This window comes from Microbulbifer mixtoriginis (SeqCode), assembly GCF_052466695.1.
Genome location: NZ_CP174285.1, coordinates 3,010,606 through 3,027,211, shown reverse-complemented (window position 1 = coordinate 3,027,211; position 16,606 = coordinate 3,010,606). Strand labels below are relative to the sequence as shown.

Annotated in this window: 12 protein-coding genes; 6 read left to right on the top strand and 6 right to left on the bottom strand. The window is 48.0% G+C overall.

Features of this window, described 5'->3' with window-relative positions:
- Positions 1–10 precede the first annotated feature (10 nt).
- Positions 11–604, bottom strand: coding sequence for a TetR/AcrR family transcriptional regulator (locus ACJJI0_RS13115; protein ID WP_444882940.1), 594 nt, complete (start codon positions 602–604; stop codon positions 11–13).
- Between the two features lie 352 nt (positions 605–956).
- Between ACJJI0_RS13115 and ACJJI0_RS13110 the strand changes: the two genes are divergently transcribed.
- The 6 genes from ACJJI0_RS13110 (at position 957) to ACJJI0_RS13085 (ending at position 8,370) form a co-directional block, all read left to right on the top strand.
- The gene (locus tag ACJJI0_RS13110) at positions 957–1,253 is read left to right on the top strand and encodes a hypothetical protein (RefSeq protein WP_444882939.1); all 297 of its coding nucleotides are present in this window, start codon (positions 957–959) and stop codon (positions 1,251–1,253) included.
- 59 nt (positions 1,254–1,312) lie between these two features.
- The gene (locus tag ACJJI0_RS13105; RefSeq protein ID WP_444882938.1) at positions 1,313–1,624 is read left to right on the top strand and encodes a cupin domain-containing protein; all 312 of its coding nucleotides are present in this window, start codon (positions 1,313–1,315) and stop codon (positions 1,622–1,624) included.
- 412 nt (positions 1,625–2,036) lie between these two features.
- On the top strand, positions 2,037–2,345 hold the full coding sequence (locus ACJJI0_RS13100) for a DUF1272 domain-containing protein (protein ID WP_444882937.1): 309 nt from the start codon (positions 2,037–2,039) through the stop codon (positions 2,343–2,345).
- Positions 2,346–2,572: 227 nt separating this feature from the next.
- Entirely contained in the window at positions 2,573–3,535 is a 963-nt protein-coding gene (gene glk / locus ACJJI0_RS13095) for a glucokinase (RefSeq protein ID WP_444882936.1), read from the top strand.
- 314 nt (positions 3,536–3,849) lie between these two features.
- Positions 3,850–6,714 carry a TonB-dependent receptor gene (locus tag ACJJI0_RS13090; protein WP_444882935.1) on the top strand — a complete coding sequence of 955 codons (2,865 nt, stop codon included), beginning with the start codon at positions 3,850–3,852 and terminating at the stop codon, positions 6,712–6,714.
- 135 nt (positions 6,715–6,849) lie between these two features.
- The gene (locus tag ACJJI0_RS13085; RefSeq protein WP_444882934.1) at positions 6,850–8,370 is read left to right on the top strand and encodes a tryptophan halogenase family protein; all 1,521 of its coding nucleotides are present in this window, start codon (positions 6,850–6,852) and stop codon (positions 8,368–8,370) included.
- 151 nt (positions 8,371–8,521) lie between these two features.
- Here ACJJI0_RS13085 and ACJJI0_RS13080 read toward each other — a convergent pair whose 3' ends face one another.
- The 5 genes from ACJJI0_RS13080 to ACJJI0_RS13060 form a co-directional block, all read right to left on the bottom strand.
- Entirely contained in the window at positions 8,522–8,821 is a 300-nt protein-coding gene (locus ACJJI0_RS13080) for a hypothetical protein (RefSeq protein ID WP_444882933.1), read from the bottom strand.
- A 55-nt stretch (positions 8,822–8,876) separates the two neighbouring features.
- Positions 8,877–10,559 carry a VCBS domain-containing protein gene (locus ACJJI0_RS13075; RefSeq protein WP_444882932.1) on the bottom strand — a complete coding sequence of 561 codons (1,683 nt, stop codon included), beginning with the start codon at positions 10,557–10,559 and terminating at the stop codon, positions 8,877–8,879.
- A 563-nt stretch (positions 10,560–11,122) separates the two neighbouring features.
- Positions 11,123–13,306, bottom strand: coding sequence for a hypothetical protein (locus ACJJI0_RS13070; RefSeq protein WP_444882931.1), 2,184 nt, complete (start codon positions 13,304–13,306; stop codon positions 11,123–11,125).
- A gap of 3 nt (positions 13,307–13,309) precedes the next feature.
- Positions 13,310–15,307, bottom strand: a complete 1,998-nt coding sequence (locus ACJJI0_RS13065; RefSeq protein WP_444882930.1) for a DUF3857 domain-containing transglutaminase family protein — start codon at positions 15,305–15,307, stop codon at positions 13,310–13,312.
- Positions 15,308–15,620: 313 nt separating this feature from the next.
- Positions 15,621–16,475, bottom strand: coding sequence for a DUF3014 domain-containing protein (locus tag ACJJI0_RS13060; protein WP_444882929.1), 855 nt, complete (start codon positions 16,473–16,475; stop codon positions 15,621–15,623).
- Positions 16,476–16,606 lie beyond the last annotated feature (131 nt).

Sequence of the window (16,606 nt, the reverse complement as noted above, 5' to 3'; positions counted from 1 at the left end):
GTGGGCTTTTTTAGGGAAGTGTATACTGGTCCAGAATTGTGGATAGCTGTTGGTAACTGTTTTTGCCTGCTGTGGTACTGCCCGTACCTTTATTCAGGGCTACTACGCCTCGGCTTACCGCCATAACCATCGCGGCGAGGGCGGCACAATCGACACCGGCCTGCAATTGGCCATCGTCAATAGCTTTTCGCATACGGGTTTCGATCCGGTTCAGCATATCATTGGTACCTTTTGCTACCAGGTCAGCGAGAAATCCTTCACTGGCACCCACCTCCATTGCTGCCATAGTAGCGATACAGCCTTCAGGAGTTTCAGAGCTCTCCATACCAGACTGAAGCATTTCCAGGAAGCCGCCCATAGCTGTGCGGAAGTCCGGGTGGTTTAAGGTATCCATAGCATCGCAGGCATATTGGGTGTGGAAATGTTCCAGACAGCGGCCATACAACCCTTCCTTGCTTTGGAAGGTGTTGTAGATACTGGATTTATTCAGTCCCATGGCTGATTCAAGATCCGACAAGGAAGTTGCTTTGTAGCCTTTTTCCCAGAAAACGCGCATGGCCTTGTCTAGTACTTGTGACTCATCGAACTGCTTGCGCCCACTCATTTATCGTTACCAAACCTCAAAAAAATGATAGTGACATATCAATCTGGGGGGGGCAAGACGAGAGGGGGAGAGTCTCAAAATTATAGGGGTAAATAGGTTTTGTCATGAGTAATCCAGCGGATTTGCCGGTTCATGAATAGGTGGTCAGCTTATTCGGTACAAAGGCCGAGTGCTGACTAATGGGCCCCTTTTAATCGATTGCTCAAAGTCTCTGCTGTAAATGACCAGCTCGTCTTAACCTTTGATTGTTGTGGCTCCGAGGTGGAGTCAAGGCTACCCGCTTGCGGTTCCTAAAAATAGATAATTAACCTATGATTTCGGCCGCGAATGAATAGAGGATGAATAGAAAATTATGGGTATTTTTGATAAAGCCAAGGAACTCGGTGAAAGGGTCAATGAGTCCGTATCCGCTTTTAGCAGTGATGAAGTGATAGCCAATACCGTTATCAAAGCGGTTGAAAAGCAGGAGAAGGTGAATGCCATTCTCAAAGCCAGGGGATGCAATTACCGTGTTGCGGATATCGATCTGGGGATGGGAATTCCACCAACGGTGACTTTTGGGGTGAGGCGAGTTGATGAGCTGGCAGAAAAAAAGACTGATGAAAATGGTGTCATGACTTCACCTGCGCCTGAAGAACCCGCCTTATAGTTACCATTCTCTAAATGACGGTGCCGGAAATTTTATAAAGCGATATTGGAATAAACATTATGAGAATAGTGCGTAGCAGAGATTTTACCGGTAGTAAGCCCTGGGAATCGCAACTGATCGCAAATATGAACGGGATTACCACTAAACTGCATTGGACTAATAAACCTTATATTTGGCATATCAATGATGGCCAGGAAGTCTTTGCTGTTCTCGATGGTCATGTAGAAATGTTTTACAAAGTAGCGGGTAGAACTGAATCGGAACTTCTTGGGCCTGGTGATATATTCCACGCTTCCGAGGGCACGGAACATGTAGCTCATCCTGTTGGTGAGGCTCGTATTCTGGTTGTGGAATCTGAAGGTAGTGTTTAGGTAAATCTTTTTCTTTCTGAAAAAAACACATTTTACCAGAAATTATTCTTGATTATGTGCGACTGTGATTAGCCCTTGCGATGCTAATTGCCTAGGTCGGGAAGCGAAAGATTAACTGCTGTGTATTCCGTTCCGCACGTATATGACGGATTATTACGACTTATTGTCATTTTTATACCATTATTTTTGCAAAATTTGCGATAATATTGGCGGTTTTCTTTGAACGTTCTTATTTGTCCCGGTTGGGAAAGCAGTCTGTATTTTTTGCAAAAAAAAGGGTGGTTTTTTCTTTGCCTGATATGACGAAATATGAATCACCTAAAAATTTCGTATTGGTAAATTTATCCACATAAACAGTAAGTAATGAAAACGATTATTATCAAAAATTTCTAGCTAATAAAGGGAGTCTAGAATGCTGGAATTAAGACCGAATTGTGAGAGTTGCGATAAAGATCTCCCCCCTAATTCTGTAGAGGCGATGATCTGTACTTATGAGTGTACCTTTTGCAAGGCCTGTGTTGAGGAGATTTTGAGCAATGTCTGTCCCAATTGTGGAGGTGGATTTTGCCCTCGTCCGGTACGGCCGCAAGTGGCGAGACGCCAAGGGGTGGGGATTCAATTTCAGCCTGCATCGCAAAAGCGGGTTTTGAGTCGCTACAGTAAAGAGGAGATGCGAGATTTTGCTGCATCGCTGAAGGCGGTAGCTCCAGAGGCGCGCTAAAGTTTTGCTTAAACTTAAATAAGCTCTTTCCTGTGACCAATCAAAAGCTTGCAGTCTAATTATTGTGGTTACTCGGTATTTTACTGCAAATATGTCAGAGGCTCTCTGGGTTAACCGGTTTCTTTTTGGGTTGAATAGTCCGGTAGGAATACTTTTGGGACTGGCAATATCTTCTCTGACACCGTAACTTATATTCCTTTTTTTTGGGGATCTGAACAGGGATAACTATGACGAGTATCGTAGCGGATATCGGCGGCACCAACGCCCGTTTTGCGATAGCCAAGCCAATTGCAGAGGGCTATCAGCTAGAGGGGCTGAAAGTAGTGGACTGCAAACGCTTTGAAGGATTTGATGCTGCGTTGCAGCATTGGCTCGATAGCCTCGATCAGCCCAGGCCAGAGAAAGTGTGTATTGCTGCTGCAGGCCCGCTGGAGAAGACTCCCTCTGGAAAGCGCGTTTATATGACGAACCTGGGCTGGAGCATTGATGCAACGGCCCTGGCCGAGGAATTTCAGTTCCCCCATCTGGAGCTGATTAATGATTTTGCCGCGCTGGCTCAGTCGCTACCGCGCCTGTCCAGTAGCGATTATACCGTGCTGAGGGATGTGCCTCGTCCACAGGGTGCGCCGATGGTAGTACTGGGTCCGGGAACCGGCCTTGGCGTGGCAGGCCTAGCCGAGGCAGATGGCCGCTATCATGTGCTTGCAGGCGAGGGTGGCCATGCCAACCTGACGGTATCCACTGAACGCGAACTGCAACTTCTACAGATCCTGATGAAGAGCCGGTGTCCGGTTTTTAATGAGTGGGTTCTTTCTGGCAGCGGATTGGTGAACCTTTACCGAGCCGTGTGTGAGTTTAATGGCCGTACTCCTGAGGCACTGACACCGCCGGATGTGAGCGCCCGTGGCCTGGATAATACCGATCCTATGTGTCGTGAAACCCTGCTGGATTTCCTCAATTTCCTTGGCAGTGCCGCGGGAGATGCTGCGCTGTATATGGGGGCTCGCGGTGGTGTTTTCCTGGGAGGGGGCATCCTGCCTCGGATCGCTGAGCTACTGCCAGAAAGTGAGTTCGAACAGCGCTTCCTTAACAAGGGTCGGGTTGCACCGTGGCTGGAAGCCGTGCCGGTATATGCCTTGAATGCCGGTTACCAAGCTCTAATCGGTGCTGCGGTGCAGTTAGAAGGCTGATTTGCCTATTTTGCCCCTGAAAAGAGGAGATCAACCATTTCAGGGGCGCTACAAAAATAGTTGAGAGGATACTCAGGACCCCCTTACTCCTAGCCTCCAGGAGGTTTCACAGTGTTGAAGCTATAAATCCCTTTTTCGCCTTTTCTGTCAGGTATCTTTTACGTTAACTCTATCGCGTACAATTAAGCGGCATAGCTGCGTGACAGCAGTCACAGTTTCTCCCACCTCCTCCCCCCTCAGGGGAGGATGTTATGGATTAGGGGCCGCCCTAGGATGCAGGGTCTCAACATAACGATAAGTCCAGGGAGAAGATGATGAGTCTATCCAATAAAGGTAAAGGGGTGCTCAGACCCACTTTGCTATCTGCTGCCATCGCGGCCTCCGTGTCCACCTCGGTTGGGGCCTATGCGCAGGAGCAGGAAACACTGGAAGAAGTAACAGTTACCGGTATTCGCACCAGCGTTTTGGACTCCGTTGAAGCCAAGCGCGCCGCCGATGTTGTGGCCGATGTGGTAGATGCGGGCGCTCTGTCATCTCTTCCCGACCAATCAATCGCCGATGCCCTGGGCCGCCTGCCCGGCGTGACCACCGTGCGATCCAACGGTCAGTCCTCACAGCTAAATATCCGCGGTATGAACGGCGACTTCCTGCAGACCGCTCTGAATGGTCGTGAGCAGGCCTCTACCAGTGGTTATACCGAAAGTACTCGCTGGATATCTTTTGACCAGTACCCAGCTGAGCTGATTAATCAGGCAGCGGTCTACAAGACTCCGAAAGCCTCTCATATCGAAGGTGGTGTAGCGGGCTCTGTAGAGCTGAAAACAGCCAATCCTCTCGACGCCGAGAAAGAACACAACTTTAATGCCAATGTGCGTATGTCGTTTAACGACGCAGCAGACGATGTCGGTGCCGACGAATTCGGTGAGCGCGTCACGCTGTCGTACATGGGTAAATTTATGGATGACAAGGTGGGCGTAGCCCTGGGTTATTCCCACCTCGAACAGCCGAATAGCTTTGTAAAATCCCGCACGGGTGCAGACGCCCAGATCGGTTATGAACCGCCGGCAAGCGATTACGATGGTGACGGCAGCGCAGATGCTTTGCCGCGCGCATTCCAATGGCAGTCCGGTGATGGTACCGATACTCGTAATGGTTACCTGGCCAGCGTCGTTTTTGAGCCTACCGATGGTTTCAAGGCCCAGTTGGATTACTTCAAATCTGACTTTGAGCGTGTGGATACTCGCCACGGTATTACGGTTGGTGGCCTGGCCAATACAGACATGTATACCCTTTCCGATACCGAAGTAAACGGCGGAGTGGTTACCGATGGAACGGTAATTATTACCGATCCAAAAACTGTTTACGATTCCAGCCCCTGGTTTGAATCCCGCTCTGAGGATCAATCCACTCAGGCGGACAGCGATAGTATTGGCCTGAACCTGGAGTGGAATTTTGGTGACCGCCACACTCTGGCCGTTGACTACTCCTACAGTAAGGGCACCAAGACGCGCAAGGATCAGATTGTATCCATGCACGCTTATGACCTGACCTACGATGACAATGGGAACTTAGAGACCTGGGAAGAAGCTGCTGGGCAGAGCTTTGCCTATTCCCTTAATGGTGATGGTATTCCCTCAGGCGTTTTCTCCGGTGTAGATTTCACCGATCTGGATACCATGCGTTTGTCGCGCTACGAAGAGTACCCCCACGAGTACACCGATAAAGTTGAAGCCTTCAAGTTCGATTACAAGTTTGACTTGGAGTGGCGAGCCATTGCCTCTATAGAGACTGGATTCCGTGTCTCTGAGCGTACTTTCGATTCTGAGCGTGGTGCTTTCCTTTATGGTAGCCGCGATGGTCAATTCAATGACTACTGTGCGGATAACCTGTCCGACATCGATTGTGAACCGCAACTACTGGACGGCTATGTCAGCATTGAATCTACCAATGGGATACCCCAATTCGTAGTCAACGATATGGATGCCCTGGCTTCCAGTATTTTTGGTGCCGGTAATTACGAAGGTAAAAAGGTATTTAGCCAGGACTGGACTTTCGTTGAGTCCGGTGCTGTGAAAGAGGAAGTTTTTGCCTACTACCTGATGGCCAATATCGAAACCCAGTTGGGTAGTATTCCAGTAACTGGTAATTTCGGTGTACGGGTTGTTGAAACCGATGTGAAGTCCAGCGGTATCCAAAATGTGGGTGCTGGCAATGGTATCGAAATTACTGATGACGTGGGTGTAACTTCAGATAGCTACGACTATGTTGAGTACGGCCCCGAATACACAGACACCCTGCCTTCCCTTAACTTAAACTTTGAGCTGACCGAGCAGGACTACATTCGCTTTGCTGCAGCTAAAGTGATGGGCCGTCCGCCGGTTGGGCAGCTGAAGGGCGGCGCTGGCTCCTGGAACAGTGTTAACAACGATGGCGCTACGGAGTACAACGTTTGGACCAAGGGTTCTCCCTACCTAGATCCTTTCCGTGCAAACCAGTTTGACCTGGCTTACGAGCACTATTTCGAAGATGGCGGCGCGGTAACTGCAGCCATTTTCTGGAAAGATATCGAAAGTCTGGTAGAAAAGCAGTATATCTACCTGGACAGCCAGGCTGATCGAACGGCACTGTTTGATTCCCTGGGTATTGAAATTCCCGTTGGTCTGGAAGCCGGCGCCTTCGAAACTTACGTGAACAACGACAAGGGTGGTTATATTCGAGGCATCGAGCTTGCGGGTACCAAAACCTTTGATCAGCTGCCGGGTATTTGGGCTGGCTTGGGTATGACCGCCAGCTATTCATATACTGAGAGTGAAACCGAAGTGAGTGGCGGTAACCTCTATGGTGAAAACCTGCCGTTGCCGGGCCTCTCTGAAAATGTCTGGAGCACTACAGTATTCTGGGACATCGGTAATTTCAGCTCCCACGTCAATGTTCGCTATCGGGATGAATTTATCCTGAATATGCCGGTACCAGGTAGCTCAACACCTGTGGAAGCACAAGCCTATACCACTGTCGATGCACAGATATCCTATGCATTTGATAACGGTATCGATGTGATTTTCTCAGCAAACAATCTTACTGATGAAGCTGATGTGAAATCCTACGGAGTAGATGGCGTCCTCGGTGAATACACTGAGTTTGGGCGTCAGTTCTACCTCGGCTTGAACTATAGCTACTAAGTATCGCTGATTCTTTCGGTGTAAACCGAAGATGTGATAAGAGACCGCCCGCTGAGCTACGCTTGCCGGGCGGTTTTTTTTTGAAATGTTAAAGGGACCGACAATAAGTGCGGTGCCGAGTTATTGAGAGTCGCCATGAGCAATCAACGCAAAAAAATAATTATTCTTGGCGGGGGTACCGCTGGCTGGATAACCGCTAATCTGATGGCGACCCATTGGCAGAATAAAGGGTTTGAAATCACCCTGGTGGAATCACCGGATATTGGGATTATCGGTGTGGGGGAGGGATCAACTCCGCCACTAAAAGGTTTTATGGAGACTATAGGGGTTAGCGAATCGGAGTGGATGCCTGCCTGTAACGCTACTTACAAAGTCGGAATTACTTTTAGGGATTGGTCGGTTAAGCCGGGCTTTACCGAGTATGTTCATCCCTTTGTCGGCCAGCCGGACCAATTTACTATTCCGGCATTTTTTCATAATAGTTACCTGCGCAGGAAAGGTGTTGACTTGGAGGGACACCCGGACCACTTCTTTCTAGCAACTGAGATGATCCGGCAAAAATTATCTCCAGTCGCGCCGGAAAACTTCCCTTTTGAAATTGCCTATGGCTACCATTTTGATTCTGGTTTATTGGGCCAGTTCCTGCGGCGTGTTGCCGAAAAAAAAGGGGTTCGCTATAAGGTGGCGACAGTGGCTGGTGCCATGCTCGATGCACAGGGGAATATTGATCACCTGAAAACTACTGACGGTGAGGTTCTCAAAGCGGATCTGTATGTGGACAGTTCCGGCTTCCGTGGAAATCTTATACAACAATCCCTGAAAGTTCCTTTTATCAGCAGTGCTGAGAGTCTGTTTAACGACTCTGCGGTTGTATTTGCTACAGACCAGGAAAGGGAGTATGCACCGCACACTATTTCTACTGCAATGAAATATGGCTGGGCCTGGAAAATCCCGCTGACTAATCGCAATGGCAACGGCTATGTTTACAGCTCTCGCTTTGTCGACGATGACAAGGCAGAAACGGAATTTCGCGCTCACTTGGGGTTGTTGGACAGTGATGTCGAGGCGCGTAGATTAAAGTTCAAGGTGGGACGGGTTGCCCAACACTGGGCCAAGAACTGCTTGGCGGTGGGGCTCTCTCAGGGCTTTATTGAGCCTTTGGAGGCAACGGCGTTGGATATGGTTCAGGAGACTGTTGTGCGCTTTATAGAGGCCTATAACAATGGTGATCATACAGATAAGTATAGAGATGACTTTAATAATCGTATCAGCGCTCGTTTTGATGCGGTGCGGGACTATATCGTCTGTCACTACCGTATTAGTTCGAGAACAGATACAGATTATTGGATTGCCAATGGCACTAATGAAAAGATATCTCCCTCCCTGCGTTCAATCTTGATGTCCTGGATAGCAGGCAAGAATATTACTGATGAGCTACTGGATCAAAAACTGGATGTCTATTTCCCGAATGTATCCTGGAATTGCCTGTTGACCGGGAAGGGTGTTTATCCGAGCCAGGAGCAATTACGATCGGGGAATGAACTCGCACATAAATATAAAATTAAGGAGATCAAGGATTTTAATCGCCGTTGCGCCCTTAATTTTAAGTCTCATTTGCAGCAGCTTCATTTGTTGTCGTTGGGAGGAGGTGGCTGAATTAATGGGAAGTGTAAAAAGCCCTGCAATAGGCAGGGCTAAAAGTCGATAAGAAGTAAGTGCTTGGGGTTACGATTCCACTTTCACGATCTAAAAATAATTTGCTAAAGAAACTCAAGCACTGGTTTGCTGTTAGGGTAAGCCATCCGGATTATTCCTCTCCTTCGGCTTTAAGTTTCTGTGTTTCCCTGATGTGTAGCATACGCCTTTCGCCACGCTCACCACGAATCTTTATTCGGTCTCCAGATTTCATGCCCTTGCGTTTTAATTCATCTACTTCAATAAAATAGTAGTGGCCACTTTGCTCATCTTTCAAGGCGAAGCGTCTTTCTACTTTCCCAGTCTCAAAATCTTCAGAGATGATTTCCTCCAGGGTTCCAGTTACAACCTCTTCTGCTTGAGCAAAGAAAGTGAGAGTCAACCCCGCGATCAGTGTAAAAATTCTTAACATAATATTTATCCTTTTAATAACCATTCTGATTGGAGTAGGTCAAGTTGCTCAGAAACTATTGTCCATAGCTTACATTAACAACAGCTGATTTACTGGAAGAGTTCTTAGATTTATATGTAATTGAGAGCCCAATTTTTGAGTCGGTAAAGCTGTCACCTGGTTGTTTAAGTACAGCAACATGGTTGGATGTTCTACCATTAAGATAATGAACGGTTACTGAACCTTCAAATTGTGATCGTGGGTTAAGTATATCGTGAGCTATGTGATAGTTGACGTAATAATGATTTCCGCCATTTTGGCTGCCAGCGCTTTCTATCTTTAGCTGTTGAGGCAGAGAGCCGGAAAGCTCTCCGGCTGTTAATTCAATGGCTTCTAATTCTAAATCCTGGGAGGAGGGGACAACTTGCTCAACAGTTTTGGTGTACTCAGGAAAGAGATCATACCATTTCATATACTCTCGGTGAGCACTGCCAAATAATCTTGATTGGGATCGGTTGCCCATGAGGGAGCCATCAGTACCGTATTCGCTATCACCACTGTCGTTAGTGTCTCCATCATTATTACTGTCGAGGCCTGCATGGCTGAGGCCAATATTGTGACCTAATTCATGTCCCATAACATTTTGATCAGAGAAGGAAGCGACCAGGCTCATACCACCTCCGACACTGGCGATGCCTGCACCGACAAGACCTGCTCTGTAAGATGCATTTGGGTAAATAAAAACTTGATGACGCCAGTTGCGCAGATTTAGGGGTTTGCCATTCTCATCAAAAAGATTGTCTGTTGCCCATTGATAAGCCTTATCACGCCATTCAAAGCCACCATCTGTATACTCCCCTTCTTGGCCGGCCTGTGCTCGGGCAACAGCATTTTCTATACTCAAGATTCCGCCATTTTCACTATCGGGAATGTCGAAGACGATGCAATCCAGTGAAGTTTCTTCCTTGCCTTGCTCACCGTAACAATAGTGCTGTAATGACTTATCCTTGACACGATGGCGAAGGAACTTGAGTTGTCCGAAAGAGTTTTCTCTATAAGCGTTATCGAGTGAATCTACATCATTGAATACAGTGTTAGCTATATGAGTAAGATCGCCTTGGTCTGTTGCAGCCCCATCGGAGAAGTTCATTAGAATAAATACAATGCTGCTCTCTGTCGGATCTATAGTAGCTACAGTAAACGTAACCGACTGCTCTATACCATCCGTTAAGTGGAATTTGATGGTATCTTCTACTGTTTCACCTTCTTTCAGGTTATTAGTGTTGTTGTTAAGAGTGTAATCCCAGCCTCCGTTATTGGAAACTTTAAATTCGCCATAATTGCCAGAGAAGGTGCCTTCGACAAATTTCGGAGTATCGCCATCGATATCCTCTATTATCATAATTCCTTGAGCGTGCTCCCTACTATCTACAACCATTTTTGCGAGAGGTGAACCTGGATCAAATGTATAGGGATCATCAGTTCCAGTTATGGATATGGTTATGGTAGTGGTTTCTTCGTTACTGCCAAAACCAACTGTGAACTTATCTGTGGCAATTTCATTAGCACTTAGTGGATCAGCAAGTTTACTATTTAGAGAGTAGTTCCAACTGCCATCTGAGGAAACTTTGAGGTTGCCATACTTTCCCTGAAGATCTGATTCCTCAAAATTTTGATTGGCTTTAGAGCTATCACTCAACTGGCCGGAAGCTGAGGTTTTTATATCTTCAGTGACAATCCCTTCACCGCCAGTGATCACTCCTGGTGAGTCCTTATCACTGTCTGTGTCTGTGTCTGTGTCTGTGTCTGTGTCTGTGTCTGTGTCTGTGTCTGTGTCTGTGTCTGTGCCTGTGTCTGTGCCTGTGTCTGTACTTGTATCACCACTTACAGGGTTGCCACCATTGTTACTGTCATTATCGGAGCCTCCCCCTCCCCCTCCACAGGCTGTAAGAAAAGCGGATAAACTTATGGCTGTAAGTAACTTTAATGGCTCGTTCATGTCTGTCCCGATCGATTCGATTACATTTGGTATAATTCGGACCGAATTATAGGGAGGCCAGCTTATTATTCTGTGAAGTCAGATAAATATTTGAGGTTTCTACGGAAAGCTATGACACGGGTAAATTCTGGATATCCATAGTATGAATAAAACACATATTACTCCGCGAAATAAAATTTTGTTCTGAGTCTGTACTCATGCATTTAATTGAATTTGTGTGCAAGAAATATGCAATGCTTCACTTGAGTGTCAATAATGTTCTAAGAGGGGAGTAAAGTGACCAAACTCTTTTTGGTCACTTATTCTAGATGTGTTTTGAGTGACTATTCTTCAGTAGACAAGAGACTTATTAACTCTGCGACTTCTATTTGGTTGCAATATTGTGATCTTTGACACTTTTGCAAAGTCGTTTTTATGGTTTTGTTGCCACTTTGTTCTGTGGCCAATTTTAAATAATGCAGGGCCATTTTAAGGTCATAATTTGTGATCTCTCCCGCACTATATGCTTTGGCCAGTTTTAGGGAGGCGCCGGTATGCCCAAGCTCGGAAGCGCTTCGGTAATGACTTAGGGCTCGTTCACTGTTGGCGGCTACGCCTAGTCCTTTCTCATACATGCGCCCCTGATTATAGAAACCATACTTAGAGTTACGTATAGAGGCGCGCTCAAACCATGCTAGTGCTTCAGCATAATTCAGCTGATCCGTATCTTGAGAAAGATATAAAAGCCCGAGGGCATTCATTGCATCGACAGAACCTGCTTCGGCGGCTTGCGTCAGGTAAGTCTTAGCCTGCTGTAGATCTTGGCCCACTCCCTGACCATTTTGGTAGAGTAAACCAAGATTGTAGCTGGCTCTTGTGGATCCCTGGCTTGCGGCATATTGGTAGATTTTAGCTGCGCGCTGGTAATCCTGTTTAACACCCACACCTAGAGCGGAGGCATAACCTAGGTTGGTTACACAATCGAGATTGTTTACTTTTGCACAGAGGGCATACCAGCCATAGGCACGATCGTGATCGGTTCGTACAATTTTTCCTCTGGAGTTGAATAGACCCATACGTAATTGTGCAGGCAAGTGCCAACGAAGGGCTGCTGCTTCGATGTCTTTCAGCGCAGAAAGTGCATCTTGTGGTTGTTGGTAGAGACCATTTTCTTTAATTTTTCCCCTTAGATATAAGGCTGCGGGAAAGCCGGCCTCTGCGGATTGTTGTAGAAAATACATGCCTTGATGGCTTTGATTTTCGTCTGTCACTTCAAGCAGGTACTTGCCATAGTAATACTGCGCTGGAGGATAGTTTTCTTTAGCCGCCTGGCTGATCAGGTTTGTGAAAATTTTCTGTTGCCCAGGCTTATCTTTTAGGTGGGTGCCCGCCTGCTCTAGTAGTGCCGGGGCATAGCCTTGCTTTGCGGAAAGCTGCAGGTAATGTGCTGCCAAGTCAGCTCTTGGCATATCGTATTGATCAGATGCTAATAGCAAGGCCATTGCGTACTCGGCTTCGCCCCGTTGTAGGGTTTCCGCTGCGCTTGCCAATAACTGGCTGGTCAACTCCGTGTCTACTTCTATTCCCAGGCCGATGGTAGTGATATAGGCAAGCATAATTTTGCCTTCCTGCAGCCCCAGGTCTGCGGCGGCAACAAAGAGTTGTGCGCATTCATCCACTGCGAACTTTGTACTGTTACCCTCAAGGCACAAATTACCAAGGCTGATATTGGCAGTGAGCGAGCCCATGCCAATGGCTTTCAAGTACGTTTGTTCGGCCTGCTGGAAATTCCCTTCGGCTTCTTGAACCTGGCCTACAGCGTGTAGAGCAGAGTAGTCAGAATCTGCCAGAGGTAGCAGTATATTTTTATATAGGGCATCGGAGAGACCCGCGAATGGGTATTGGATATCGAGCAAGCGATGTAGAAAACGGTTATTGTCAAAATAAATTTTTCGGACTTTTCCGTTATTGGGGTCTCGTACATTGTAAACCCGGTATAGACCACTGCGACTCGCGGCAAATTCAAAATAGCTATCGAGTATTTCAAAACCGGAAATATTGAGCAGGTCTTCGGCATCGCCCCAGCTGGCCACTTCATAAGCGCTATAGAAAGTATCACCTCTGCGCGTTGACAGTATTCCTCTGGCAATAAAATTAAAAATATTTTGGTGGTAGCTGGCGAGTTCGTCATTACCAATGGACTCATAGCACTCTGTGGCACTCAGGTGCGGCAGCAGAGAAATACTATTGAGCTGGGTAACTTCTTGCCAATTTACCTCTGCACAGCTTTTTTTGCCTGTCTCTAGCGCAGTCATTTCTGCCTGGTAACGCCCCTGCGCTTCTAGTGAATTGAGAGATTGAGGAGACTTTAGGTACTCGCTCCAATAAATGGGGTATTGCACAGATTCGGGTGCGAGTACCACTTGTCGGGTCAAGTCCTGTAAGGGATCGACCGGTGTATGTATTGTTGATTGCGAGGCACAGGAGGCCAGCAGTAATAGAGTGAGAACAAAAAGCAGCTTCTTCATGGCTTACTTCCTGATCAAAGATTTAATCAGGTTTTTCATTTCCTGGCTCTTATTGCGTTTGGAAGAAGCTTCCCCTTTGGCCCAGAATTTATATTGCAGCGCTCTGTCGAGCTTATTGAACTCGGTTAAATATTCAGGCACCTCCTGTGGCTCTACATGATCGACTTTGGATTTAAAGTTGTAGACCACCTGGAGGGCACTGTTCTCCAGTTTGGCGCTGCGAGTGAAGTTGAACCAGGAATTATCGATCGTGGTTGTGCCCAATTCCTCCTGCCAGAGCAACTCCCCTTGAATATTCACCCTTGCACTCTGCTGAATATCCACGGGGTGTGTCAGGGCCAGCGGGCTCTGACGAATGGGGTGCTGAGGCTTGGATAAATAGGGTACCAAGGCGGAACCATACAGGGAAAATATCTTACGTGCGGAACTTATCTGGGCAAAGTCACCAATTTGATAGTGCTCGGATACCACTAGCTGGTTTTCCTGTAGGCTGTCTTTGTAGGTGATCTCGGGGCTGGTGTTCACTCCCGGATAATATCCGGCAATAAAATTGGTGTAGCTATTTTTGATTTGCTCTGTGTCTGCAGAGAGGAAGAACTGGCGCACCTGCTCTGCTTTACGATGAGAGAAGCGGGAGTTTACCTGGAGCTCCGCACGATTTTCTGCCGCATTGATATCGTATTGTTCTTCGATACGAGCACTTAGATTGGCAACACTTTCCGTACTTGGGTTTACGGTTTTTAGCGCGTTGGTATGCTTAGTAATAGGGAGTGCCAATTCATAGTCGAAAAAGCCTTTGTTCTCTATATCAATCCCCTGGCCAGAAGCCGTGGCATCCACCCAGTATTCCCGGCCATTCATTTCGATTAGGTTTATCACATGGTTAAAAGTCTCCGGGGAGGGAATATCCTTGCCGATATCCCGCCCGCGGGAGGAAGACACGAGGGCGGGATGGGATTGTACCCCCAGGTGGGCGAGCATACTGGTCAGCAGTAGGGCCTTATCTTTACAGTCCCCGTAGCGTTTCTCCAGAGTTTCCTGTGGTGTTCTGGGTTGGTGGGAATTGATACCCAGTTCAATGCCAAAGTAGCGAATATCTTCTTGTACATACTCGATCGCCTTGCTGACTGCTGCCTCCAACCCTAGCTGTGCTCGCCAGTTATCCAGTTTGTTTTTTAATGACTCCGGTAGTGTGCGATCGATCTGATAAAGGTTCTGGGCCCAGTCATTAACCTGTCCCCAGTTGTCGTAGCTGGAGTATTGGAAGTAATTGAGCGGATCGTGCCAGTATGGATATTCACTTTCCATCGGCACTCCGGCCACATCGCGCAGATCGATGGTATAGGTGTGATTGTCCTGCAGGTGACTTTGTTGGACAGAATATTCGCGCTTGTTAAATCGGTAATTGAGCTTCTTGTCGCTGCTAATTTTTACAAAACGACGATCTACTGCCTGGGGCCAGGAGAGGTACAAACGGCCAAAATCACTACGGGCAAAAATCGGGTTGCTGCCCTCAATGGTATAGGCGTAGCTGATAATATCGCCGGGGCGAATATCTTCCAGTATATACAGCGCATTCCATTGTTCGGAGTAGAGTTTATTGGAGAGTTCCTGCTCAGACTGGAAAAGCTTGAAACCATCCTTTTGCAAGCGATCAAGGTGTTCGCCGTTACGCTGTACACTGATATCGTGCACCTGCAGCCTTTGGAAGGCCGGATAGAAATTGAAGTTCAGCTCGGCAATTTCACTGACCCCCTGCTGATTCAGGGGTTCGACCACGATCTGAAAGTAATACTGTTGCTCTTTTCCCCTGTGGCGTAGCTGGGAGTTGGATAGGTGCACCCGCACACTGCCTTGCGATGGGCGTTTTGACTCTACTGGTTCTAATATTTCCACCCACTCGGGAGTAGTGCTGAATAAGAGTTCTGGGGCTGCCTGTGCGAGTGAGGTGACAAGGATGAGTGCGGCAGCCAGCAGCTGGCCGGGGAAACGATATTTCAAGGTGAGCCTCAATAGTTTTGCAATGGGCGCTAATAAGCCCTGATTAGGATACCGAGCGAGCTAAAGCTGAAATGCAGGTAATTACCGGTTGGCCCCAGCAAACCGGTAGCTCCTCCTGAGCTTCTCGAGCGCTGCCTGTAAATCTTGGAACAGCGCCGGGTGACGGTACTCCGTTAACCGCCAAGTGTGCCGGTAAATATACCCCATGCCTGTATTGAATAAGAGGTTGATCTGTGTGGGGGTATAAACGACGAAGTGGAAGAGTCGGTATCACCGAGCCCTTCTCTGTAAAGGCCCGGTGATCTTTGAAGGATTATTGGGACTGTTCTGGCTGCTGAACCGGCATGGCCTCCAGTTTTTGCTTCAGTTCCTTGAGCTTTTCCTTCACCCGCGCGGCATTATCCGGGCCCATGCGAATCATCAATTTTTGTACACCGGGCAGTTTCTCAAGCTTGGGGTCGGCAAACTTAAAGTAGACCGATGGACGCACCAGCTTGATAGGACCTTCAACTTCAGGGGCTGCCAGTACCTTATCGATGGCTTCAATCACCACCTGGTGAAAGGTTTTATTGCGCATGCCCAACTCACCGTAGGCCTGCGCCAAGCGCGGATACCAGTACTGGTAAAGGCCCACTGCGGTATCGGTATCCATTGAGGCGAACAGGCGCACAGGCTTATCGTAGCGACGGTAATTGTCCGGCGACAATTGGTAGCCCTCTATCGAGGAGCCGGTAACAACAATAGGGCCGCGTATGGTTTTCAGTGGGCGGTGCTTGTGGATCAGGTTTCCTCGTGCACCGGAGTTGACCGCAGCCACCCATTTGCGAATCACCTCATCGTTTACCAACCAGCGCGACAGGGCGTTGTCTGGGGCTAGGCTCATCAGGTCGTCATAAGCGGCCTTGTCGCTCTCATTGAGTGGAGGCGGTGGTTCCCTGCTGGGCTCTTCCACCGGAGCGGGTTCCTGAGGTTCAGGCGTGGTGGCCTGTTCCTGGGGTTGCTCCAGAGTTTCTGGCTCCGGGGTGCTTTGGGGTTCTTCAATAATTTTGGTAGGGGGAACTTCTTTCTTTTTTTCCTCGCCAGTCCACAGCCAATAGGCTGCCGCGGCGACGACGATCACCACAATAATTCCGATGATCCACCCATGCCTAGACTGTTGTTCCGACATTCCCTGCCTCCTTTTGCTGCTATCAGAATGTGCCCCTTTGACCACGGCAAAGCCCTTCGGTTTCTCCGTGGTGTCTGGGTTTTACCTTACTCTCCGCCGAAGCCGGTCGCAAAGGGGATTTGCTTCGCTTT

What these genes read in the sequence shown, in the direction of transcription:
- ACJJI0_RS13115 (WP_444882940.1), bottom strand. Translation starts at nt 604, where the DNA reads ATGAGTGGGCGCAAGCAGTTCGATGAGTCACAAGTACTAGACAAGGCC.
- ACJJI0_RS13110 (WP_444882939.1), top strand. Translation starts at nt 957, where the DNA reads ATGGGTATTTTTGATAAAGCCAAGGAACTCGGTGAAAGGGTCAATGAG.
- ACJJI0_RS13105 (WP_444882938.1), top strand. Translation starts at nt 1,313, where the DNA reads ATGAGAATAGTGCGTAGCAGAGATTTTACCGGTAGTAAGCCCTGGGAA.
- ACJJI0_RS13100 (WP_444882937.1), top strand. Translation starts at nt 2,037, where the DNA reads ATGCTGGAATTAAGACCGAATTGTGAGAGTTGCGATAAAGATCTCCCC.
- glk (WP_444882936.1), top strand. Translation starts at nt 2,573, where the DNA reads ATGACGAGTATCGTAGCGGATATCGGCGGCACCAACGCCCGTTTTGCG.
- ACJJI0_RS13090 (WP_444882935.1), top strand. Translation starts at nt 3,850, where the DNA reads ATGAGTCTATCCAATAAAGGTAAAGGGGTGCTCAGACCCACTTTGCTA.
- ACJJI0_RS13085 (WP_444882934.1), top strand. Translation starts at nt 6,850, where the DNA reads ATGAGCAATCAACGCAAAAAAATAATTATTCTTGGCGGGGGTACCGCT.
- ACJJI0_RS13080 (WP_444882933.1), bottom strand. Translation starts at nt 8,821, where the DNA reads ATGTTAAGAATTTTTACACTGATCGCGGGGTTGACTCTCACTTTCTTT.
- ACJJI0_RS13070 (WP_444882931.1), bottom strand. Translation starts at nt 13,306, where the DNA reads ATGAAGAAGCTGCTTTTTGTTCTCACTCTATTACTGCTGGCCTCCTGT.
- ACJJI0_RS13060 (WP_444882929.1), bottom strand. Translation starts at nt 16,475, where the DNA reads ATGTCGGAACAACAGTCTAGGCATGGGTGGATCATCGGAATTATTGTG.